This window comes from Natronoglycomyces albus (assembly GCF_016925535.1).
Taxonomy (GTDB): domain Bacteria; phylum Actinomycetota; class Actinomycetes; order Mycobacteriales; family Micromonosporaceae; genus Natronoglycomyces; species Natronoglycomyces albus.
The window spans coordinates 276,578-299,597 of the sequence record NZ_CP070496.1; the positions used below are offsets into that span (position 1 = coordinate 276,578).

Genomic DNA, 23,020 nt, shown 5'->3' on the forward strand with positions numbered 1-23,020 from the left:
GTGCCGCCGGTCCTTAGCTAAGCTGATCTCCCGTGCTCGAACGAGACCACGGGGTCGAGTGGGGGTTCCCTGGTGACCGTATTTCGCCGGTTCGGCGTCTCCGGAGCGGTACTGACGATCCTGTCGGTGCTGTTGCTGTGCCTGTTCGTGTTTCATCGTCATCTGCCGAATCGGGCTTGGAACCTGGGCAGTTTGGTGGAAACCTTCCTGCCGTGGTTTGGCCTGGCCATCATCCCGCTTCTGGTGTGGGCCGCCCTTAAACGCAACGTCGTCACCATCGTGGTCGCCATCCTGCCGGGTCTGGTGTGGGCCTATATGTATGGGCCTTTGCTGCCGGACAAATCCGAAGGCCCCGGAGACTTCCGGGTTCTCTCCCACAATGTCGAAGACATCAACCCGAACCCCGAAGAGACCGCCCGCCATGTACGGGATGCGAACGCGGATGTGGTCGCGCTGGTCGAGATCACCAGCGAGGCGATGCCCACCTACCGCGATGTACTCGCCGAGCAGTACCCCTATACGGCCGATTACGGCACAGTGGCCTTGTGGTCGAAGTACCCCATTAGCGTTTCGGAGCCGGTCGATATCGGCATTGACTGGACGAGAGCCTTCCGGGCGACAGTCCAGGTAGAGGGTATCGATGTCTCGATCTATGTCGCGCACTTGTTGTCGGTGCGACTCATGCCCGATGAGGGTTTCACGATCGACCAACGTAACCGCACCGCGCAAATGCTGGGCGACGCGATCGAGGCCGACGCCTACGACCGAGTCATCCTCATGGGCGATTTGAATGGCACGATGCAAGATAAGACTCTCGCCCCGATCACCTACCAAATGAGATCGGCCCATGCCAGCGCTGGTCGTGGCTTCGGGTTCACCTGGCCATCGTCGTTCCCGGTTGCGCGGATTGACCAAATCCTGTATCGCGGTTTGGAAGCGACCGACGCTCAGGTCTTGTCACAGACTGGGTCGGACCATCTGCCGGTTCAGGCGGACTTTAATCTTTGAGATCACGCGCTATACAGTCGAGTGTGAACTCGGTTGCCAAAAGGCAGCCATCATGAGGCATAGCGGTCAAAAGGGCGCATTCGTCGCTCGCGCCTCCTGTACGGGGCCCAGACCGTGAGGCTCTCAACTCTGTGGTGCAACCAACCGCAGGTCGCGAGGTGTTAGGTAAGTATGAATGTCCCTCAGGATCGCTCCGGGCCAAGCGCGGGCGACGGCGAAACAGGCCGCCGCCGCACCTCGGTGCTGCCGTTCGCTCGTGGCGCGCACACGCGGCCGCACCAGCGTGCCAGCAGCGCAGAGGCCGACGACACGCTACTCCTGCCCCGCGTCGAGGAGCCAGCGGCCGAAACGACTCCCGCACACGATCAGACGTCGACCCAGCAGCTAGCCACAGAGCCGCTGATCCGATTGTCCAAGGCCGGAATGACCTACCCGGGCCCCCCGCCGGTCGAGGCACTCAAGCCGATCGACCTCGACGTTCACGAAGGCGACTATTTGGCCATCGTGGGACCGTCTGGTTCGGGTAAGTCCACCCTGCTCAACCTGCTTGGTCTCCTCGACCAACCCACGACAGGGGCCTACTATCTAGACGGCCACGACACCTCCACGATGAAGGAGGGCATGCGCACCAAGCTACGAGGCGAGAAGGTCGGCTTTATTTTCCAAGCCTTCCACCTCATGGCCCACCGCACCGCGGAGGAAAACGTGGCGATGTCACTGGTCTATAAGGGCATCGCCCGAGGCCGCCGCCGCACCATCGCCCGCGAGAAGCTGGAACAGGTGGGCCTGTCCCATCGCATCTCGGCCCTACCGACCACCTTGTCCGGGGGCGAACGTCAACGCGTGGCGATCGCCCGCGCGTTGGCCACCGACCCATCGTTGATGCTATGCGACGAGCCCACCGGAAACCTGGACTCGAAGACGGCCGCCTCGGTGCTGGAGACCCTTGACGAACTACACGCGCGCGGTCTGACAATCCTCGTCATCACCCACGACCACGAAGTCGCCCAACGAGCGCAACGAGTGGTGACGATTCGCGACGGGGAACTGCTCGAGGGCAACCTGGTCGGCAGCAGCTAGCGCACGCGCTGCCGCAGCAAACGAAAAGTACCGACGGGTCTGTCGCCCCTCTTATGGGGAAGCGACAGACCCGTCAGCAATTGATCACGGTGATCCACTCAGGTGCGTGACAATGAGTCAGTCGTCGTCGTCGTCCTCATCCTCATCGTCGTCATCCTCGTCGTCGTCATCCTCGTCGTCGTCATCCTCGTGATCATCCTGATCCTCCCCATTGGAAATCAAGATGAAGACATTCGTCCCCTTCGGAGCCGTACCAGTGGGAGTGGTGGAGAACGCCTGACCCTGATCACAACTCGAATCGTGCTGCCCTTGCGCCACAACGGCATTGAAGCCCGCGTTCTCAATCGTATTGATCGCCGTGTTCACATTCACGCATCCAATGTTGGGGATGCTGGTGAGGTCCTTGCCCCTGACCAAATCATTGCTAGGGGTATCCCAATCCTCAACATCCAGTTTGGACACCGCGTGGCCCAGTACCGTAATGCCCGAACTTCGCACTTGCGACGACCAAGCGCTATTGGCGTTCACCGACCGCGACGACATGTCCGGGTCACCAACGAAGGTCGCGCTGGCCGCGTTCGGGGTCGCCAACATCATCCAGTACGAACGGTTGCGGTCGGCGGTACCGGTCTTACCCATGAGCGGACGGTCGAAGCTGGAGCCTTCGCCAGTGGCCGTGCCACCGCTACAGCGGGAGACATCGTCGCTTTGGCCCACCGGGCAGCGGCCCGCGCTCACGGCGGCCAGCGCCACGTCTTCCTCAATGACGCGCTCGCAGCTGGGTTCTGAGGCGTCTTCCCAAAAGGAGCCGTCCGAACGGTGAATCTTCAGGACTGGCATGGGGTCGCACTTGATGCCGCCGGAGGCCACGGTCGCGTAGGCGTTGGCCATGTCCAGCGGAGTGGTGGAGTCCAGGCCTAGGGTAAACATGCCGTACTCGTCGAGTTCTTGGTTCTCGTTGTTACGTGCTTCAACCACGCCTTCCTCAGCGCGGAAGTTGATGCCTGCTCGCTCGGCCATCTCCACGGCTGCCGATGTGCCCACAAACTCCTGTAGCTGAACGAAGTATGTGTTGGACGAGCGGCCGTAGGCGTCCCACATATCCATACTGGACTGTGTCATCGACGGGTTGTCATTGCTGGGGCACCATACATATTGGCCAGGATTAACCTGGCTGCATGAGGCACGGCCCTCTTCGTGGACGGTGTACACCCGTGAGTGGTAGGTGTGGGGTGAGGGCAGGCTGGTCGCCAGCGGCATGCCCTCTTCTAGGGCGGCCAACATGGTGTAGAGCTTGAAGGTTGAACCGGCGGGGAAACCGGGAGTCTCGTCGTTGCCACTGAGCAACGGGATGGTCGTGTTTGGATAGTTGGAGTCCACCCCGGCCGACCGCAGGCGTTCGTTCGAGTGTGGTCCGTTGTTCGACTGGTCGAGGCTGTAGATCCGGTTGACCGCCATGGCTTGCACATGGCCGGTTCCCGGTGTGACCACGACCGAACCCAATGCGGTCGGGTTGTTCACGTCGATGTGGCTGGCGAGGGTTTTCATCGACTTGGACTGTACGTCGGGGTCCATGCTGGTGGTAATGCTGAAGCCGCCTCGTTTCAGCAGGTCGAGGCGTTCCCATTGGGTGTCACCGAATTGCGGGTTCGACGCCCACCATTGCTTGAAGTAGTCGCAAAAGAATCCCCAGTCGGTGTGAGTGGTGTCCACACACTCGTTTCCGGTCGGCTGTGGGTTCAACCCCAGTGGCTCTTCTTTGGCCTCTGTGGCTTCGGCCTCGGTGATGTACTCAACATCGGCCATGCGGTCGAGCACCCAATTGCGTCGGCTCAGCGGCTCGCTCAGGTCGGCTTCGGCGTTGATCGATGCCAATGAGGGGTATTTGGGCAGTGCGGCCAAGAAAGCCGCTTCGTGCAGCTCTAGCTCGTTGGGTGCCTTGTCGAAGTATGTGTATGCGCCAGCGTGGACACCGTAGGCTTGGCTGCCCAGGAAGACCACGTTGAGATAGCGCTCTAGAATCTCGTCTTTGGTCAGCTCTTCTTCTAGAGCTAGCGCGTAGCGCATTTCCCTGATTTTGCGTTCCATGGTCGGCTCGGAGGCCGCGATCACGTCGTCGATGGACGAGGCCGAGTAGATGAGAGAGTTGCGCACGTACTGCATGGTGAGCGTGGATGCGCCCTGGCTGTCTTCGGAGGTCTGGTTGGTGACCGCGGCCCGGAGCACACCGGTCCAGTCGACGCCCTCATGCTCGTAGAAGCGGGTGTCCTCGGCGGCCAACAGCGCGTTGATCATGACGTCGCCGACGTCGTCTAGCTCGATGACCTCGCGGTTTTCCTCGTAGAAGTTCGCGATGAGCGTTTCTCCGTCGGAGGCGTAGACCTTGGTTGTCTGCGGCAGGTTGGCTTCGGTTAGTTCCCCCGGTAGCGAGTCGAACTTTTCGATGCTCTGTTTGGCGGCGAAACCCCCGACCGCCAGCAGCGGGAACACTGCTGCGGCCGCCAGCACTCCCACGAGCACTCCGCACGTGAGGAGGGCGAAGACGCTGGAGAGTGGACTGCGCGGCGGGAACGATACGGGAGTTCTTTGCACAGGGGTCACCACCTTAGATTACGACAATTGTGCGGACGGGGAGAGCCGGTCAAGTTCGGCAAACGACGCCGCTGCGGTGCAATAGTGACGTTACGCGAGGTGGTTTCGGCTGCCTGTGAGCGGAAATCGTTATCACTTCGCATTGGTGATGATACTGAAGTGGCCTTGTGCCATTGCTGGTAAAAGCGACTATGTGGCCCTTTGGGGGACGATAGGGGCCAAACAGGTCCAGTATGAGAATACCTCGCAATCGAGGGGTGGCTAGCCCTTGATCTTTCGGTCAATCAGTGTCACGGTGGCAGGGAAGGCCACGCTGCGTCTCTTAGCTGGCACAAGAAAATTTTCTCCGATGTTTCGAGGCATCGGCACTTAATGAACCAAGGTCGGATTCCGTTGTCCGGCAAGAGTTTTCTCTCATCAGCGACATGATCAAAAAGTTCACGTTTAGCCTTTTGGGCACGGGATTTTAATAGCTAAGGGTAGTCAAAATGTTGCTAAGAGTGTAGTGTCCGTTTCTGACAGTTACGCAACGTGGCGTCCTCGTCACAGAAATGAACTGTCGAGGGGTTTGAAGGGATAATAGGGGAGGTCATGCAGATGGGACTGCTGATCGACTGGACCAATGAGGCACTCTGTCAGGAAGGCGATCCAGACGCGCTTTTCGTACAGGGGGCGGAACAGAACAACGCCAAGAAGGTATGTCGGGGTTGCCCCGTCAGACTGGAATGCCTCGCCGACGCGCTAGACAACCGAATCGAGTTCGGAGTCTGGGGCGGAATGACAGAGCGGGAACGGCGAGCTCTACTACGCAAGCACCCAGGTGTTCGCAGCTGGCGGTCGGTATTCGAGATCGCGCTGGAGGAAGAGCGCACCTCGGCACCGGATCCGCAGCGACAACTCGCCGCAGTGATGAAGTTAATCTTCCACGATCCAGCCATTTGCACAACGCACACTCAGGCCAGAAGAAGTCGCCCTCCTACTCGGGGCGCAGACGACGTAAACACCGTACGCTTTGAGGCGACGCCCGCTATGGGCGTCGCCTCAAAGCGGTCTGAGGACCAGACAGAACCTAATCGGCGGCCAGCTGTCCGAACTCCCGCAGTGCGTCTAGGTCGTACACGTCCCGGGCCATTCGAGGCAACCACAATTGACTCACGCTAGGGCACGCTGCCGTATAACGTGCCGCTAGCCGCTGCTCAGCCCTTTGCGCCTGCATCAGATCAGCGTGCAACCGCAGCACGGCGGCGACGGCCTCATCGCCGTCCTCCTCGGACAACCGGGCAGCGCCCCCCGCCGCGCGCACCGCCGAGACCGACTCGGCGACCGGCGCTGTAGTCCGGTTCAAAATCAAACCCTCCAGCGGCATCCGCTCCTCGGTCAACCGCCGAGTAAAGTACATGGCTTCCCGCATCGCCCCCGGCTCCGGGGCCGCGACCACTAGAAACGATGTCTGCGGATCTTGCAACGTGCGAAAAGTGGCCTCGGCCCGCTGCCGGAACCCGCCCAGAGTCGACTCCAGCGACTTCGCGAACTGCGCCACGTCGGTCAGCAAGTGACCACCGAGAATCTTGTGGAACGCGCGCGTGAAGATATGCGCCGCTGAACCCATGAACGACAAAAGAGAAGGACGTGACGACCCCGGAGCGGTCAACAGCCGCGCCATCCGCCCGTCCAAAAACCGACTCAACCGGGCCGGAGCATCCAGAAAATCCAACGCCGAGCGCGACGGAGGCGTGTCCACCACAATCAGGTCCCACTGCTCAGCATTGCGCAGCTGCGCTAGCTTCTCCATCGCCATGTACTCCTGCGTCCCCGAGAACGTCGAACTCATGGCCTGGTAGAACGGGTTGGCAAAAATCTCCTGAGCTCGCTCGGGAGTCGAATGCGCCTCGACCATCTCATCGAAAGTGCGCTTCATGTCCAGCATCATCGCGTCCAACTGGCCCGAGCGCACCCCCGCGACCGCCCGTGGCGCGTTCTCCAGCTGTTCCATACCCAGCGACTGGGCAAGCCGACGAGCCGGGTCAATGGTGAGGACCACAGCGTGACGGCCATGCAGCTCAGCGGCTCGCAGCGCCAGCGACGCGGCGGTAGTCGTCTTGCCCACACCACCAGCCCCACAACAGACAATGACCCGCTTGTCCTCGTCGGCAAGCAGCTTGTCTATATCCAGGTCAGCCGGCATCCTCGTCGCCCTCTCCCTCACCGGTGGCCGGAGCGGTCTTCGGCGCAGAAGTCGAACGCGACAATCGAGCCGGAGTCGTCTCCTCCTCAACCAGCGGTGCCTCCTCAGCCACGACCGGTCCCGACACGACAGGTGTGGAAACAACTGGCCTTAGCCGCTGAGCAACCCCGTAAAGGTCCGACAAGTCGACTCCCGTGGCCAAACGTGGCACCTCGACCACCGGTTGCCCTAGCTCGTCGAGACGTTCCCGCATCCCCTGCTCCAACCCCAGCCGCTGCTGTTGACGTTCAGTCTCGACCAGCAATCCGGCCACAGTCTGCGCGTCATGGGGCATCCCAGCGGCCCGCAAACCCTTTTTCAAGCGCGCCGGAGTCATCTTCACGCCATACAGGGAACTATCGTGCACATGGTTGAGGATGATGCGACCAACGCGCAAAGAAGCGCTCTCAAGCTCGGCGGCGGCATCCAAAGTCTCTTGCACCGGCATCTCTTCGAGCAACGTCACCAGGTGGACGGCAGTTTGCGGCGAATGCAGCAGCCGTGCCACCGAGCGTGAATGGTTGGCGATCGGCCCCGACTTGGCCAACCTGCCACTCTCCACCGTGACATTGAGAAACTTGACCACCCTGCCCGTTGGCGGAGCGTCCAACACCACAGCGTCATACACGTAACGCCCGCCCTCGGAGCGCGTCACCGCCTCCTTGACCTTCCCGGTCAACAAAACGTCTCGCAACCCCGGAGCGATGGTTGTCGCGAAGTCGATCGCCCCCAACTTGCGCAAAGCCTTGCCCGCCGAACCGAGCCGGTAGAACATCGTCAAATAGTCAAGCAGCGCGGCCTCAGCGTCGATGGCCAAGCCATACACCTCACCGCCGTCGGCTCCCGTGGCTAGACGGCGCTCCTCATAGGGAAGCGGCCCCGCGTCGAACATCGGGGCGATACCGCCCCGCCCCTCGACCTCCACCAACAACACACGCCGACCGCCATTGGCCAAAGCCAACGCCAGGCCCGCCGCCACAGTGGTCTTTCCCGTACCACCTTTGCCGGTGACCACATGCAAACGGACCGGATGCTGGCGGGCGGCGCTACCTCCCGACTCGGCCGCATCCGTGGCGGCAAAGCCAGAAGTGTCCTCAGCAGCACGGCGAACCCGGGTACCTCGCGCAGGTGAGCTGCGGGCCTCGGGTGGCTGCTCCGGCGGTCCAGATGGCCGCCGCTGGGAGCGCAGAGCGTGATCGGACGACATCAGCCGCATTCTAGCTCGAATAACGGATGCCGTGCATCCAGCAGCACACGGCGTGACCGATCAGCCGCCCCACAGCGTGCCTGGCTTGCCTCCACCGAAAGTCAAATACCGAAGCGACCAGCAACAGCGTGACAGCGGCACCCCAAGTCGGGACACCGCTGCCTAAGTCGCGCCAATAACTAACCGTTGGCGACGTCGCACACCACCCATTGCGGGTTTGAGTCCTCAGCAACCAACGTGAACGTCCACAGCGCTGTCTCGCCTTCGGCCCTGAGCTCAGCGGTAACTGTCGCCGAACCGACATCGCGGTTCACCTCGGTCACATCATGGAAGGTAATGCCGTGCTCGCCCAAATCAGCCAAAGCCAGCAGGGCGCTATTGAGGTCCCGGTCCCGCTTCTCGGCACATAGCCAATCGGCCGCCGCCGCGGAATCCTGATCGTCCAGCAACGCGGTCAAGAACCCATCCACCGAACGAGCCGGGGTGTCGTCCAGGTCGTCCACGCCCGCGATCAGCCGCATCCCAGAAATGAGCACCACCACCGTGAAAGCAATCGCAGCGGCAATGATTGCCCAGGTCAAAGGCTTAAAGCGCCGTGCTTCCGGTTCATCGTCGTCGGCTGGGCCAGCAGGAGCCTCAGCAGCAGCTTGCGCCGGTACGGGGTCGTGCTGCGCAGTGGGAGCTGGGCGGCGCTGACGCGGTGTGTCGCTGCGTGTGGAGCGGTTGGGAGATTCGTCGTTCGCATAAGTGGAAAGCCGTGTTCGTGGTCTCGGTGTGGTCGATGTGGCTGGAGATGGGTTGGACTGGTGGTCCTCGTCTGGGTGGGATTCGGTGCTCAGGGTGGGGCAACTCGATTCTTCGTGCGCCTCTGAGCGGTCGAGGGTGGGGTGTTGTTCGAACGCGGCATGGCGATCGAGCTCGGTGTCAGCCTCGCGTGAATTACGCGGCTCGTGAGTGTCGTGGGTTGATGTCACGTCATAACCCCCTGAAGGGTGTCGAAAGAGAAGTGTCCTTGGCACTGGTGGTGGCCCTGTGGCGCGGTTGTGTCACCGGTGACCGCCTGCTTCGCGCTGGTGTGGCCGGTGACGTAGCCGGTGGGATGACGCCGTGTCGGTGCTCCCGGGCACGCCAGCCGGGGCGATGGGACGTCCTCGGTGGGCTGAACCGGATCACATGACACGAAGAGAGCGGCACCGACCTTGCGTGCACTCCAGCCACCTGTGCCTCAGCGGAGACGCTTAGGAAGCGCCTCTACTGAGTTCTAACGAACAGGATGCCCCGGGGATGCGCGCGATCAGGGAGGAGAACATATTCTGCATCTATGCAGAAATGGGAGTACGCTACAGCGCCGCTTCTCATCCACAACACCAAGATGATCTTGGACACGTGGGGAGAAGACGGCTGGGAACTTGTCACCGTCTTGCCTGGCAACAATGCCGAGCAGTTGGTGGCTTACTTCAAGCGGCCAAGGGAGGGCAACTAGTGGTAGACATCAAACCCGCCCTGGAACGCCTGGGCTTGACGTTGCCTGAGGTCGTACCGCCGGTTGCCACCTACCAACCGGCCGTGCGCAGCGGTAACTACATCTACGTGTCCGGCCAGTTGCCAGTATCCGATGGTCAGATCGTCGCGACCGGCAAGGTCGGTGCGGAAATCGACGTCGACCAGGCCTATGACCTGGCGCGGCTATGCGCGATCAACGGTTTGGCCGCGATTGCCTCAGTGGTGGATTTCGCTGAGGTCAAGAGCATCGTCAAGGTGACTGGTTTCGTCGCCTCGGCCCCGGGCTTCAACGCCCAGCCGAAGGTCATCAACGGTGCCTCAGAGCTGTTCGGTGAAGTCATGGGCGAGGCGGGCAAGCACGCTCGTTCCGCCGTTGGCGTGTCTGAACTGCCGCTGAACGTGCCGGTCGAGGTCGACTTGATCGCCGAGCTCAACGTCTCGGGAACGACCTACTTGGCCTAGGAAGGGCTTGGGTGGCCTCCCGCGAGCGCGTTCGGGCCACCTCAGGCGCAACATAGCCACAACTAAAGGTGGGGCCAGCTGCATTCGCAGCTGGCCCCACCTCACGTTTAAGGCGTTGTCGTGGCGGGCGTTTAGTTCAGACGGCTACCCGAGGCGGCGTCGAAGATGTGCTCCTTGCCTGGCTTGGGCACTAGGTAGGTCGTCTCGCCCAGGCCCGGCAGGTCGCCGCCCTCGCAGCGGATCACGAAGCGTTCCGCGCCATTGGCGTAGGCCGGGTGGCCGTAGAGGAAGGACTCTGAGCCCAGCTCCTCGACCAGGTCGACCTTGATTTCGATGCCGCCGGAGTTGGCGTCGCCAAGCTTGCAATGTTCGGGTCGGAAGCCCACGGTGACCTGCTTGTCGCCGGTCTCGCCGGTCGCCGCATCGGAGCCGACCGCCGAGACGGCCGCCTCACGAACGCTGCGCTCCATCGGAATGGTCACGTCGCCGAACTTCGCGCCGTCCTCTGTCAGCGGCACGGTCGCGATGTTCATCGACGGGGAGCCAATGAACCCGGCCACGAAGGAGTTCTGTGGCGTCTCGTACAGCGCTCGCGGTGTGTCGCACTGTTGGAGCACTCCATCCTTCATCACCGCGATGCGGTGGCCCATCGTCATGGCCTCCACCTGGTCGTGGGTGACGTAGACGGTTGTGGTGCCCAGTCGCTGTTGCAGCGAGGCAATCTGAGAACGCGTTTGGACTCGTAGCTTGGCGTCAAGGTTGGAGAGTGGCTCGTCCATGAGGAACACCTGCGGTTCGCGCACGATGGCGCGGCCCATGGCGACTCGCTGACGCTGACCACCGGAGAGCGCCTTGGGCTTGCGGTCGAGGTAGTCGGCCAGGTCCAACAGTTTCGCGGCTTCGTCCACGCGGGCGCGGATCTCGGCCTTGGGTGTGTGGGCGAGTTTGAGGGCGAACGCCATGTTGTCAAACACGCTCATGTGTGGATACAGCGCGTAGTTTTGGAACACCATGGCGATGTCGCGGGCTTTGGGGGGCAGGTCCGACACGTCGGTGTCGTTGATGTAGATCGCGCCTTCGTCCACCGATTCGAGCCCGGCGAGCATGCGCAGGGAGGTGGACTTACCACAGCCGGAGGGACCGACCAAAACCAAGAACTCGCCGTCGGCGACTTCTAGTTCCAGTTGGTCAACGGCGGCTTTATCGCTCCCCGGATAGATCCGGGAGGCCTTGTCGAAGGTCACGGTAGCCATTAAGGGTGGTCCTTTCACAGCGCGGTTAGCAGGCGGATTGACGGCTGCGCAGGTCGGATTCCTCCAGTGGCTCATCGTTGTCCGCCCCGTGAGGGTCGGCCGTCGTGTGACCTCGCCAGATGCCAACCTGCATCGTTAGGCAATCTATTCGGTTCGCTTGGTCGTATGGGGGCCGGAAGTAGAGGGTCCACTTAAAGCCGTTGTGAGAGCGACAGGGGTAGGGCCACAGGTAACCAAGGTCGCACAGTGTCGATACGCGGGCACGACCTCTAGGGGCACCTGTTGAGTTCGCTCTCGCCTCAGTACGTCGTGCAAATTCTTACAGCAATGGAAGAAACTTTGCAAACTGAAGGCGAACAGCCCCTAGCCATACAATAACGTGAATTAGATCGCACGCAAGATGCCCGCACCCCTAAATATCCCATGGTCCCATGGTGGGAGCGGTGGATAGGTGGATTCAAACGCCCATGCGAACGTGTGGACTCACGATCGCAGGAGGGGCGTTCGCCCTGGTAAACGAGCTGACCAGGACGCGGAAACTGTACATGTGCCCAGGCTTTAAAGGGTAGCTACTGCACCCGCAACGACTGCAATAGATCGTCATCGCCCACCGCGTCGGTGATGCCAAAGGGCAGTCTGCCCCACAACGCCAGCGCCAAGTCGGAGGCTGACCCAGCCGCGCGGGCCTGCAACTGGCTATCGGAATCGATATTGCTCAACACCGATATCCGGCCGCACGCCTCGTCTTCGGCGCGCGCGTGTAGGCGCACGAAGAACGTCTCGTCGGCATCCTGCGCGAACAACTGCACTAGGCCGTGGGTGGCTTGGTCTCCCGCATTGCGGCGCCTGCCAGCCGGTAGATAGGCCTCCAGCGCTTCTGCGATGATGTCGCACGCCAGTCGGGGCCGGAATGGCTCGGTCGCGCCGATGGCCATTTGCGCGTCCCAGCGCGACAGGGCGGTTTCCGTTAGAGCGCGCCGGTGCCAAAAGGCGACAGTCTTGGCCACCGGAGCCCAGTTCCACGCGGGTGAATCGGCCGGGCGGGCCTTGAGTGCGCCGATCAAGTCGGCAAGCACGTCATCGAACGTTTGCAACAGTTGATCTTCGGCAATGCGCGGGGTAGTCGGCTCGGATGGAATCGGGGCAGCCGTGTTTTCGTTGTGCAGCACTTGGATGATGAACCGATATGTCCCCACCAGTGTGGCCACCAGATCCACCAAAGTCAGATCGGGACGGGAGGGAATAACCTGGTTAAAATCGGCCTCCGCGACCGAGCCACGCAGGACCGCGGCCTCATGCTCCAGCTCAATGAGGAAATCAGTGACGTGTGGCTTTGTCATGATGTATGACCACCATTTCAACTAGTACGTAGAGGCTGAGGCAACTTCGCAACATCGGCAAGACTTGTGTACGAAGCGACTTCTTTGTCCTTATCGGCTCGTCTACCAGGGTAAACTTTGCCTCAAGTGGATTTGAAATCGCTTTTTGCCTTGGCGGGACGTCGTCGCTTTGGATCGGTGGGCCACCACTTGCGAGACCCATCTGCCCCGGCGGTGTGCCCCTTGAGCAACGATGCCCTTGTTCCTTGTCTATATCGGCTGCGCCTTCTGTGCCCTCACACCTGCGAGAGCTCGGTGAACGAATGAGGGTCGGCCCTGCTCACAGGGCAAACCGTCTGCGTTCGCGACGTGGGCTGTCGCGGGTGTCTCACCGCCTCAACCCTATCCGGCAACTGTCGAGATTCAGCCGTGGAAATGCTCCTAGAACGAACATTCTGCGAAAGTTCAATCGAGGCTAACCACAGTGCCGCGCCCAGTCGCCGATCCCGTTAGGCGAAATCGCGTGACCCAGCGGTGGACGTAGCGGTCCTCCGCCACGTCCGCTATCACCATTGACGTTGCGTATGCAGGGATTTTCGTGGCAATTCACACCTCCAGTGGCTCGGCCAACCCACCTTTGCCGACGCCTTAAAACCAGCTTAAAGTTAGTCCCGTGACTGATGCTACTGGCCATTCGGCCCAAAACGATATGGCGAGTCAGATAGGCGACAACATCCCCAACCGGATTGAGGAGACGGACGTCAACCTGGCCGAATACGCGACGCTACGGCTGGGTGGTCCCGCCAAGCGCCTGATCACCGTCACCACCTCGCACGATGCGATCACGGCCCTGCGAAGCGCCAGCGAGGCTGGTGAACGCCCTTTCGTCCTCGCTGGGGGCTCCAACGTCATCATCTCCGACGCCGGATGGCCCTCCACGGTCATCCTGTTGCGCAACCAGGGCGTCACAGTCCTGGATTCATCGGCGGAGTACGTCACCGTGCGTGTCGCTGCTGGCCACAACTGGGACGCCTTCGTGCAATGGGCCATTAGCGAAGGTCTCTCTGGCGTCGAATGCCTCTCGGGTATCCCCGGCTCGGCTGGGGCCACTCCGATTCAAAACGTCGGCGCCTACGGGCAACAAACCTGTGACACTCTCCTCAGCGCCACTGTCTATGACCGGATGAGCAGGCGCGTGGTCGAATACGACCAGGCTGCGTGCCGCTTCGGCTACCGCACCAGTGTTTTCAAGCGCAACGACCGCTACCTTGTCACCGATGTGACCTTCCGTCTGTATCGCAGCCCGAATTCTCAGCCCATCCGCTACGCCGAGACCGCCCGTAAGCTCGGCGTCGACGTGGGTGACACCGTCCCTCTGGCCGAGGCCCGCGCCAGCGTGCTCGATTCGCGCCGCAGTAAGGGAATGGTGCTCGATGATGCCGACCCCGACACCTACTCAGTGGGCTCCTTCTTCGTCAACCCCGTCATCACCAGCGACGAATTCGAAGCCTTGCAGAAACGGGTCGCCACCGAGCCCCCGCACTGGCCCGCCGATGGCGATATCAAAGTTTCGGCTGCCTGGCTCATTGGACAGGCCGGTTTCGAGAAGGGTTACCGGCGCGGCAATGTCGGCATCTCCACCAAGCACACCCTGGCGCTCACGAACCGAGGCGGCGGCACCACTAGCGAACTGATGGCGTTGGCTGAGGAAGTCGCCACCGGCGTCGAAGAGAAGTTGGGCATTCGCCTGCACCCCGAACCGGTGACGGTCGGCTTTTAACGGGTCCGAGTGGTTGGCCTCCGGCGGTGTGGCGATCTCCTGCGCGCGAACCGATCGGGCCTCGCCACACCACGTGTTCTGTGTCTCGTCTCAGGCGTGCGCTCTGGTTAGTTTGAGGGGACACGCCGGGCGGTTTGGGTTGTGGTGGTTGACTTCTGCGTTTTGGTCCGGGATAGTTTCGTGCTATCCGATGTGACGGGCTGTTGTCACTGGGTTGGATGTGGTGGAGCGGGTGTACCTGTGCCGCAACGTCTAGCGTTAGTGCGTTTCTGGGGAGGAGCGCCGCCATCGGGTTCTGTGTGAAGCTGCCACGGTAGCCGCTGGGGTTCTCGTTGATTCTGTCGCGAAAGCGACACGAGCAACGGAATGTCATTACCGCGAAACTGACCCAACAGGTTTTACCGTTGACGGGCACAGAAAAGCCCACCGCTTTGGGTGGGCACAACTAAACATGGAATCGGGTGGTCCGTAGGACCCCGTCCGCTAAAACTGGTTCCAGCGGACCACCCCTCAGCATCAAGAAACGGAGTTCGTAATGCTACGAACCACCATACGCTTCCGCGCACCCAAAAACGAGCATCCAACACCCACATCTTCACACCTTTTTAACCCGTATATGCCCTGGCAGATGCGGGTATCGGTGCTGTCTTCGGGCGGTGCGGCATGAGTACTCCCATCTACTCGACGAGTTCGCGATCAACCGGTTCGACTGGCTCATGTGATGCCGCGACAGGCTCGGATCGCACCACGACTACCGACCTTGAGGGTGCCACCGCTAGTAAGACCGACGATTCCGCCGCGATGCGGGCGAACGATGTGGGGACAACGGTTTCAGGCCGCGCCACCACCTCTGGCCGCTCGCGGGGCAAAGCCACTGAGTCGGCCAGTTCGCCACGGGGCACCTCCATCAAACCCAGGGACGTGGCTTCGACCAAGACCACTGGGGCGCAGGTGGTGGAGTTTAGTTTCGACTCAAGCGTCTATATGGTGTCTCCGCATCCAGATAAGGGGGCGGCACTGGCGCTGAGTCTGCAAGGGGTCTCGCTGGTGATCCCGGTGGCCACCATCAGCCTGGCGCGGGGCCGGATCGCTGATATTGCGTGGGAATCGCCATTTGCGGCCCGTACTGAGCAGTGGCGTGAGGCGTTGCTCGACCGCGTGATCACCGAGTCGGCAGAGGCGATTCTGGGGGCGGCAACATGAGCGCTCGGCCCAACGAGAACGGGCGGGTTCCCATAGTGCGTCAAGTAAACGGGTATCCACCATCCGATGCGTTGACCGTGCGGCTGTCCAAACTCGACATACTCGGCGCACGCCTAGAACCGGGCAAGTTCTACGGCCGGTTCCTCTCCGACGGGTATTACTTCTATCTGTATGGCTCCTGGATGGGTGACTCTGTTGCCGTGCACCGGGAGGAATCCCGCGAGGGTGACCCCATCGTGCGGGCCTATGTGTTGCCCTCGGGGGCGTGGTGGATTAAGACGCTCGTGTTTGGCCAAGCCGCCTACGGGCTTCAGCGTTTCCATGACAATTTCCTGGCCTACGCAGCCGCACACCCAGACCTATCCGGCACCACCTGAGCCCGCCGCATCGGCACTGATGCGCCGTTAGGGGAGGCGTGGAGTCCATACGCCGCGCCCACAGTCAGAGCACGAGAACCCAAGGGGGCCTTAGTAGCCCCACCGAGTTGTCCTGACCGCTCACCACAAAGCCGCGCCCAGCCGCGCATGAACCAACCGAAGACAACCAATTCATCTTGCAGCTTGCCAGCCAGGCAAGCAACGCGAACACACTCGCTGGAGGTGTTCGTACTACCGCTGTGGATGGGGTGGCCCTGACAGTCACGCGAACTGTCGGACAAGATTGGCCCCATCGTGACGGCACCGATCCCCAAAGGCTGAGAAGTCTAGGTCCACCGAGGGAAACCCATCGACCCCGAGACGATGAGGTTGCCTCGATGGGGTCCAGGCAGCGCACCGCGCAGACCGAACCAGAGGGCACCTAGCCGTCGAGTAACCACCGTTGCCACCACCAGACGGCAGAGGAGCAGTCTGGCCAGGATTCGCGGGAGCCGTTCTCAGACCGGCGGGATAACTACATACTCAACTGAAACCGGGCCTTTGCGGGACCGGCCGGAGCCAGCGACGAACCTTGCTTCCATGAGCGTGGGCGATCCCCACCCTAAGCCAGCGACGTCCAGGGCCCGCCGACGCACGCCGTAGGTACAACGGCACCACGTGACCAGCGCACGTGTGCGTAGACACCTGCAAAGAGCCCGATTAACTATCGGAGAAGATGGGCCGCCTCGGGGGCGAAGTATGAGGCGATGATGCCAGCCCCGGCACGCTTGATAGCCGTCAGCGATTCCACGATGGCCGCTTTCCGGTCGATCCATCCTCGGTCGGCCGAAGCCGTGATCATGGCGTATTCGCCCGAGACTTGGTAGGCGGCCACGGGCAGATGCACGCGTTCGGCCGCCGCGCGCACAATATCGAGGTAGGGGAGTGCGGGTTTGACCATGATGATGTCGGCGCCTTCGGCCACATCCGCGTCAATCTCCCGCAGCGCCTCGGTGGCGTTGGCGGGGTCTTGCTGGTAGGCGCGGCGGTCGCCCTGTAGCTGTGATTCGACCGCTTCCCGGAACGGGCCGTACCAGGCCGAGGCGTATTTCGCCGCGTAGGCCAGCAGCGCCGTATCGGTGTGTCCGGCCGCGTCGAGCGCGGAACGCACATAGCCGATTTGGCCGTCCATCATGCCCGAGGCACCCAGCACGTCACCACCGGATTCGGCCAGCGCTACCGCCATGTCGGCGTAACGGGCCAACGTGGCGTCATTGTCAATCGAGCCATCGGCCCTGGGCACACCGCAGTGTCCGTGGTCGGTGAATTCGTCCAAACACAGGTCGGGGATGACCGGCAGCGCGTCGCCGACCTCGGCGACCACCTCGCGAGTCACGGCGTTGAGGATGCCATCTGGGGTGGTGGCAGCCGAGCCGATCGCGTCTCGGTGCTCGGGGATGGCGAAGAGCATGATTCCGCCCAGGCCCAGCTGGGCCGCTTCGACGGCGGCTTTGCGGACCGAATCCCGAGTGTGCTGCATGACGCCGGGCAGGGAGGAGATTTCGCGGGGCTCTCGCAGCCCTTCCTTCACGAATACCGGCCACACCAGGTTTGCGGGGTGGACGCGGTGTTCGGAGACGAGGTTTCGCAGGCCCGGGGTGCGGCGCAGGCGGCGAGGTCGTGACGTCGGTAGCGGCGGCGCTGCGGCGGACGGAACTGTTCCCGGCGAAAGGTGCGGGTTGGGTGAACCCGGCTGTGCCTGCGACACGAGTCATCACTCCTGATGGGTTGACTGAGGCTGATGCGATGAGCTGCTTGGCCAGGGCCGTGACCCTTTTCGCGGCTCACGTTGGCGCTGGATCGAGCCTCACGTGCAGATGCGACCTGCGAGAGAAGTCGCAGGGAGCACTCCAGCTTATAGCAAGCGCGTGCGCTTACAAGCCGGGTGTAATCGAAATCCCATCGCCTCACGCTCACAGGTCTAGAAACCAGTGTGCCGGGCAAGCCCGAAGGGCTTGCCCGGCACACTGAGATACGTATGGTTAGCGGAAGCGTAGAGCCGTCGGGCCCTGCACCTTCGCTCCTCGGCGGGTCTTGATCGGTCCCTCAGCCAGGCGCTTCTTCAACTCCACGGCATAGTCGGCCAGCGATTCGATCAGGTCTGGCACGGCGGCCCTCTCGGGCTTGGCATCCACCCGCAGGCCAAACTCGGTCGCGGTCTCGGCCGTGTGCGGGCCGATCGTGGCCACGACGGTGCGCTGGTGGGGCTTTCCGGCGATACCGACCAGGTTGCGCACGGTAGACGACGAGGTGAACAGCACCGCGTCAAATCCGCCGGACTTGATCGCATCGCGGATCTCCGCGGCCGGAGGCGAGGCTCGCACGGTCCGGTAAGCGGTCACGTCGTCGACCTCCCAGCCACGATCTTGCAGCCCGGCCACCAACGTCTCGGTCGCGATGTCGGCACGGGGCAGTAGTACCCGCCCGACCAGGTCCAAAACGGGGTCGTGAGGCGGGAAGACCTCTAGCAGACCTTCCGAGGACTGCTGACCGGTCGGCAGTAGTTCGGGCTCGATACCGAAACTACGCACCTTCTCGGCCGTCGCCTCACCGATACAGGCGATCTTCAAGCCACCGAAGGCGCGAGCGTCAAGCCCGTGCTCCTGGAACTTCTCCCAAATGGCCTTGACCGCATTGGCCGACGTGAACACGATCCAAGCGAAACGCCCATCGACCAGGCCCTTGATGGCCCGCTCCATTTGCGCCGGGGTGCGCGGCGGCTCCACGGCGATCGTCGGCACCTCGCACGGGATCGCGCCATAGGCGCGCAGCCGCGCGCTCATGGCTCCGGCCTGCTCCTTTGTGCGGGGGATGAGAACCTTCCAACCATACAGCGGGCGGGACTCCCACCAGCCCAGCTCGGCTCGGTCCTCCACCCCGGCCCCGATCGTCAAAACGACCTGCCCGGCGTAACCGAGCGCGGCCTCGACAAACGTGTCAACCGAGGAAGTGGTCGTGTATTCGGTCTCGCCCGTGGCATCCCCGGTCACGGCGACAGCCGTGTCACCCGAGACGCCGCCCGCGAGCAGAATGTCGCGCAGGCTTCCCAGGTCGGCTACGTCGGCCGTGACCGTCAGGCTGCCCCGGTTGACCGCGTCGGAGAGCATCTGCGGCTCTAGTGCCGCGATGTCCTCGATGTCAATCACGGTGCGAATCGGTGAGGGTGGCATGCCCGCGTACACCGACACTGCCTGAGCGTGGCTCATGCCCGGCAGCACCTCGAAGCGAGCGCCCTCGGCCGAGGCAGTCTTGATCTCGGCTTGCACCATGCGATGCGGGTAAATGTCCCCGGCCACGAGGCGGGCCACATTGAAGCCCTCCTTGGAGTGGGCCGTCATGTTCTTTGCCTGCTCGGTGGGGGAGGCCTCCACCAAGCTGACGCGGGCGTCGGCCTTGGCCAGGCTCTTGGCGTGATCGAGAATCTGCTGCGGGAGGGCGCGATCGTAGAACAAATAGTCAGCGTCTTCGATGGCGTCGAGGGCCCGTTTGGTCAGCAGCCCGGGATCGCCTGGGCCAGTCCCGACGAATTGCACACGGCCTACCAGCTTACGGGCACTCGTCATAGCGTCGCTCCATTGTGGGTATCAGGAAAATGGGTTACATCGGTTTGTGGGGCCCAGGCGCAAGTACGTCTTCGCCTGAAGCCTCTTATCGTTTGCCAGCCCACCTGGGCATAGTCCACAACGGCACGGCATTGCTCCGTCATGGCGCTGCAAGGTGGGCGGGCGGTCTACTTCAGCAGTTCGGCGGCACCCTCGGCCAACAGCTCCTCAGCCAGTGCCCGCCCCACGTTCGAAGCGGTCTGGAACACGTCGTCGTCCGCTGCGACCGTGGCGGTGCTGGACAATTTCACGGTGTGGCTGCCATCTAGGGCGATGGCGGCCCCCCGTAGATAAATGTCAATGTCGCCAGGCTCTTCACCTTCGGAGACATCCGCGAGAGCGGCGACCGGTGCGCTGCAGCCAGCTTCAAGTCGTGCCAGCAACCCCCGCTCGGCGGCGACCGCAGTCTGTGAGTACCGGTCGTTGAGCTTACCCAAAATCGCGCTCAATGTCTTGTCGGATTTGCGGCATTCGACCGCTAGCGCCCCTTGTGCCGGAGCTGGAAGCATCTGAAGTGGGTCAAGAAACTCACTGATCTCACCCTGGCGACCCACTCGAATGAGGCCCGCCGAGGCCAAAACCACCGCATCGAGATCATCACCAACCCGCGCCATACGGGTATCGATGTTCCCGCGAATTGGCACACACTCAAAGCCTCGGCCCAGGGCCAAGAGCTGACTGATGCGACGCGGCGAACCCGTCCCAATCCGAGAACCCTCAGGCAGATCAATCAGAGTCTTTCCGCTGGCTATCAACGCATCCCGGGCATCCGCCCGGGGAGGGACAGCCACAATGGACAAATGATCGGGTTGAGCGGTCGGCAAATCCTTGAACGAATGCACCGCCACATCGATCCGGTCCTCCTCCAGCGCCTCTCGCAGCGCCGAAACGAACACCCCGACCCCCAGCTGAGTCACCGGAGCCATCGAACGATCCCCCGGCGTAGTGATCTCGACCAACTCCACCGCATCACCAGTGACACGGGCAACTTCATCAGCCACCTGCTGAGACTGCGCCATGGCCAACTTCGAGCCACGAGTACCCAGTCGAATCAACGTTCCTCCTCTATACGGACCGCCAGCGCATCGGCCAAAGAACCCTGCGGCTGCTCAGCGGAATCCGTGTTCAAAGCAAATAGGTCTTGCAGTACGCGCGCATAGTCGGGCGCCCCCGGCTGCCCGGACAACTGCCGCACCCGCACCGTCGGCTCATGCAACAACCGCTGCACCACCCGATGCACGGTCTTGGCGACCTCGGCTCGCTGCTCATCGGAAAAGTCACCACGCCGAGCAATCCGAGACATCTCCGTGTCAACGATGTCAGCCGCCGCAGCCCGCAACGCCGCCACCGTCGGCGTCACCGCATCGCCCCGCATCCCCTCCAAATAGGCGTCGACCTCCTCATTCAAGATGGTCTCCGCCTCCGCCAGCGCGTCAGTTCCGGCGCTGGCGGAGGGTTCAGTCTGCAATTGGGCGATTCCGATGACGGCGACGTCGTCCAGTCGCGCCACGTCGTCGGCGACGTCGCGTGGAATCGCGAGGTCACACACCACCAAGGTCTCACGTCGGTTATGGAGCGTGTCGGCGGCTATGACCGGTTCGGGGGAGGATGTGGCCGAAAAGATCAGGTCGACCTCGGCGGCGACCTGTGCCAGGTGGGCATAGTCGGCGACCCGGCCGCCATAGTCGCGGGCGAGTCGTTCGGCTTTGGACCGGTCACGGTTGAGCAAGGTGACTGAGGCGACTGGGGCGCGGTGGAGGGTGGCGGCGGCGAGCGCTCCCATCGCGCCCGCGCCGACGATGGCGACGTCTAGTTCCGAATGGGGGCGGTCGAGCTTGGCCAGCGCGGCTTCAAAGGCGGCGGTGACGACCGAGGGGGCGGAGGCGTCGATGTCGGTCTCGGCGTGAACTCGCTTACCCACGCGCAGACCTTGCTGCATGAGTTCGTGCAGGTAGCGCCCGGCGTGGTTGGCCTCGCGGGCCGTTTCGTAGGCGTTGCGTAGCTGACCGAGGATTTGGGCCTCCCCGGCGACCATGGAGTCGAGCCCGCAGGCGACGGAGAACACGTGGCGCACCGCTTCGGGGCCATAGCGCACGTATCCGGCTTCGGCGAAATCGGTGGAGGAGAGTCCGGCGCGGGCTGCCAGTTCTTCGACAATGACGGCAAGGCCAGCGTGGAATGACGTGGCGGCGGCGTAGACCTCGACCCGGTTGCACGTCGATAGGACGCACACTTCCTTAATGGGGGCCGCTGCCAACAGGCGTTCGCTCAAAGCGTTCGCGGTCGCGCGGTCCATGGAGACGCGCTCAAGGAGGGCCACCGGGGCAGAGTGGTGGGAGAGACCGACTGCCAGAAGGTTCACAATTGCTGGTCCCGTTCTGATCGCTGGAGCGCCTTGTGGTGTTCGTGGAATGACAGTAGTTGCAGTTCGACCGCTAGGTCGACTTTGCGAACGACGACACTTTGCGGAACGGTCAAGACGCACGGGGCAAAGTTTAGGATGCTGGTTATTCCAGCATCAATAAGCAAGTCTGCCACTTGTTGGGCCGCAGTCTCAGGGGTTGCGATCACCCCAATGTTGATATCTTCCTCACCAACAGCGCCCGAAAGTTCCGAAATGTCCCGGACTATGTGGTTTCCGTGGCGGGAACCGATCAGATCGGGGCTCGCGTCGAAGATCGCGGCGATGTGGAATCCGCGCGAGGCGAATCCTGGATAGCGGGCGAGAGCTTGGCCCAGGTGGCCCATGCCGATGAGTGCCACCCGATAGTAGCGAGTGAGCCCGAGGGTGGTGGAGATGCGGTTGGTCAGCAAGGATACTTCGTATCCGACGCCGCGTACTCCGGCCGCTCCCAGGTAGGAAAGGTCTTTGCGCAGCATCGCTGAGCTGACGCCGGTGACTGCGGCGAGCGCTTCCGAGGAGATGGTGTCGCCGTCTGTGTCTCCCAGCGCGTGCAGCGCGCGCAGATACTCCGGCAGCCGTTGCACTGTCGCTGTGGGGATGGAGTGCGTGGCGGCGGGAGGGGAGGTTCGGTCACCGGTGGTAGTCAAACGCGCTCCGCAAGGTCGTGGTGGATTGCGGCAAAGACGCAGTTGGCTTGGGCTCTGTGCGATGTCACATCGAGGGCCGGGTGTGAACCCGGGGGCACCTTGTGGATGCTTCCGGGGTGATCACATGGACCCGATGGCTACCAAACGAGCCGCAGACTGCCGCCGCAACGGGCCAATAGCTTATCGGAGATCGCTCAGCGAGGCATTGACGTGTGGCGTCTGATCCGCTGTGAACGCGGATGACCGTTTTGAGAGAGGTCGCACGCGATTCGCAGCCTGCCAGCGACGCTCTCCCGGCTGCTCGGGCGTGGCGAACCTGT

The 23,020-nt window shown here is 62.3% G+C and carries 17 protein-coding genes and 2 pseudogenes; 8 read left to right on the forward strand and 11 right to left on the reverse strand.

The window, feature by feature from the left end:
• Positions 1–69: 69 nt before the first annotated feature.
• Positions 70–1,008 carry an endonuclease/exonuclease/phosphatase family protein gene (locus JQS30_RS01155; RefSeq protein WP_425498842.1) on the forward strand — a complete coding sequence of 313 codons (939 nt, stop codon included), beginning with the start codon at positions 70–72 and terminating at the stop codon, positions 1,006–1,008.
• A gap of 171 nt (positions 1,009–1,179) precedes the next feature.
• Positions 1,180–2,088 (forward strand): ABC transporter ATP-binding protein, encoded by a 909-nt coding sequence (locus JQS30_RS01160; RefSeq protein WP_246497992.1) that lies wholly within the window; start codon positions 1,180–1,182, stop codon positions 2,086–2,088.
• Between the two features lie 117 nt (positions 2,089–2,205).
• Here the strand turns inward: JQS30_RS01160 and JQS30_RS01165 are convergent, their stop codons facing one another.
• Complete coding sequence (locus tag JQS30_RS01165) at positions 2,206–4,689, reverse strand: transglycosylase domain-containing protein (protein WP_213171584.1); 2,484 nt, start codon at positions 4,687–4,689, stop codon at positions 2,206–2,208.
• Between the two features lie 588 nt (positions 4,690–5,277).
• Here JQS30_RS01165 and JQS30_RS17615 point away from each other — a divergent pair.
• Positions 5,278–5,586, forward strand: a pseudogene (locus JQS30_RS17615) (WhiB family transcriptional regulator); the annotation flags it as partial.
• Between the two features lie 163 nt (positions 5,587–5,749).
• Here the strand turns inward: JQS30_RS17615 and bagB are convergent.
• From bagB to JQS30_RS01185, 3 genes and pseudogenes are all read right to left on the reverse strand, one after another.
• The gene (gene bagB, locus JQS30_RS01175) at positions 5,750–6,865 is read right to left on the reverse strand and encodes an ArsA family ATPase (RefSeq protein WP_213171585.1); all 1,116 of its coding nucleotides are present in this window, start codon (positions 6,863–6,865) and stop codon (positions 5,750–5,752) included.
• 151 nt (positions 6,866–7,016) lie between these two features.
• Positions 7,017–7,982, reverse strand: a pseudogene (bagA, locus tag JQS30_RS01180) (ATPase BagA); the annotation flags it as partial.
• Positions 7,983–8,290: 308 nt separating this feature from the next.
• On the reverse strand, positions 8,291–9,085 hold the full coding sequence (locus JQS30_RS01185) for an Rv0361 family membrane protein (protein WP_213171587.1): 795 nt from the start codon (positions 9,083–9,085) through the stop codon (positions 8,291–8,293).
• 347 nt (positions 9,086–9,432) lie between these two features.
• Here JQS30_RS01185 and sp36 point away from each other — a divergent pair, with 347 nt between their 5' ends.
• Both sp36 and JQS30_RS01195 read left to right on the forward strand, forming a co-directional pair.
• Positions 9,433–9,594: a Sp36 family protein gene (gene sp36, locus JQS30_RS01190; protein WP_213171588.1), complete on the forward strand. Its 162-nt coding sequence runs from the start codon at positions 9,433–9,435 to the stop codon at positions 9,592–9,594.
• Positions 9,594–10,076: a RidA family protein gene (locus JQS30_RS01195; RefSeq protein ID WP_213171589.1), complete on the forward strand. Its 483-nt coding sequence runs from the start codon at positions 9,594–9,596 to the stop codon at positions 10,074–10,076. The genes sp36 and JQS30_RS01195 overlap by 1 nt, the downstream gene beginning before the upstream one ends.
• 131 nt (positions 10,077–10,207) lie before the next feature.
• Here the strand turns inward: JQS30_RS01195 and JQS30_RS01200 are convergent, their stop codons facing one another.
• Positions 10,208–11,329 (reverse strand): ABC transporter ATP-binding protein, encoded by a 1,122-nt coding sequence (locus JQS30_RS01200; protein ID WP_213171590.1) that lies wholly within the window; start codon positions 11,327–11,329, stop codon positions 10,208–10,210.
• Between the two features lie 569 nt (positions 11,330–11,898).
• The gene (locus JQS30_RS01205) at positions 11,899–12,669 is read right to left on the reverse strand and encodes a maleylpyruvate isomerase N-terminal domain-containing protein (RefSeq protein WP_213171591.1); all 771 of its coding nucleotides are present in this window, start codon (positions 12,667–12,669) and stop codon (positions 11,899–11,901) included.
• Positions 12,670–13,357: 688 nt separating this feature from the next.
• Between JQS30_RS01205 and JQS30_RS01210 the strand changes: the two genes are divergently transcribed.
• From JQS30_RS01210 to JQS30_RS01220, 3 genes are all read left to right on the forward strand, one after another.
• Positions 13,358–14,428: a UDP-N-acetylmuramate dehydrogenase gene (locus JQS30_RS01210; protein WP_213172915.1), complete on the forward strand. Its 1,071-nt coding sequence runs from the start codon at positions 13,358–13,360 to the stop codon at positions 14,426–14,428.
• A 663-nt stretch (positions 14,429–15,091) separates the two neighbouring features.
• Positions 15,092–15,631, forward strand: a complete 540-nt coding sequence (locus tag JQS30_RS01215; RefSeq protein ID WP_213171592.1) for a hypothetical protein — start codon at positions 15,092–15,094, stop codon at positions 15,629–15,631.
• Entirely contained in the window at positions 15,628–16,008 is a 381-nt protein-coding gene (locus tag JQS30_RS01220) for a hypothetical protein (protein WP_213171593.1), read from the forward strand. The genes JQS30_RS01215 and JQS30_RS01220 overlap by 4 nt, the downstream gene beginning before the upstream one ends.
• Before the next feature lie 703 nt (positions 16,009–16,711).
• Here JQS30_RS01220 and hemB read toward each other — a convergent pair.
• The 5 genes from hemB to JQS30_RS01245 form a co-directional block, all read right to left on the reverse strand.
• Positions 16,712–17,755, reverse strand: a complete 1,044-nt coding sequence (gene hemB, locus JQS30_RS01225; RefSeq protein ID WP_213171594.1) for a porphobilinogen synthase — start codon at positions 17,753–17,755, stop codon at positions 16,712–16,714.
• A gap of 274 nt (positions 17,756–18,029) precedes the next feature.
• On the reverse strand, positions 18,030–19,610 hold the full coding sequence (locus tag JQS30_RS01230; protein WP_213171595.1) for a bifunctional uroporphyrinogen-III C-methyltransferase/uroporphyrinogen-III synthase: 1,581 nt from the start codon (positions 19,608–19,610) through the stop codon (positions 18,030–18,032).
• A 167-nt stretch (positions 19,611–19,777) separates the two neighbouring features.
• Positions 19,778–20,701, reverse strand: coding sequence for a hydroxymethylbilane synthase (gene hemC, locus JQS30_RS01235; RefSeq protein WP_425498843.1), 924 nt, complete (start codon positions 20,699–20,701; stop codon positions 19,778–19,780).
• Complete coding sequence (locus tag JQS30_RS01240) at positions 20,701–22,011, reverse strand: glutamyl-tRNA reductase (RefSeq protein WP_213171597.1); 1,311 nt, start codon at positions 22,009–22,011, stop codon at positions 20,701–20,703. Before JQS30_RS01240 ends, hemC begins: the two co-directional genes overlap by 1 nt.
• Positions 22,008–22,700 carry a redox-sensing transcriptional repressor Rex gene (locus JQS30_RS01245; RefSeq protein WP_213171598.1) on the reverse strand — a complete coding sequence of 231 codons (693 nt, stop codon included), beginning with the start codon at positions 22,698–22,700 and terminating at the stop codon, positions 22,008–22,010. The genes JQS30_RS01240 and JQS30_RS01245 overlap by 4 nt, the downstream gene beginning before the upstream one ends.
• Positions 22,701–23,020 lie beyond the last annotated feature (320 nt).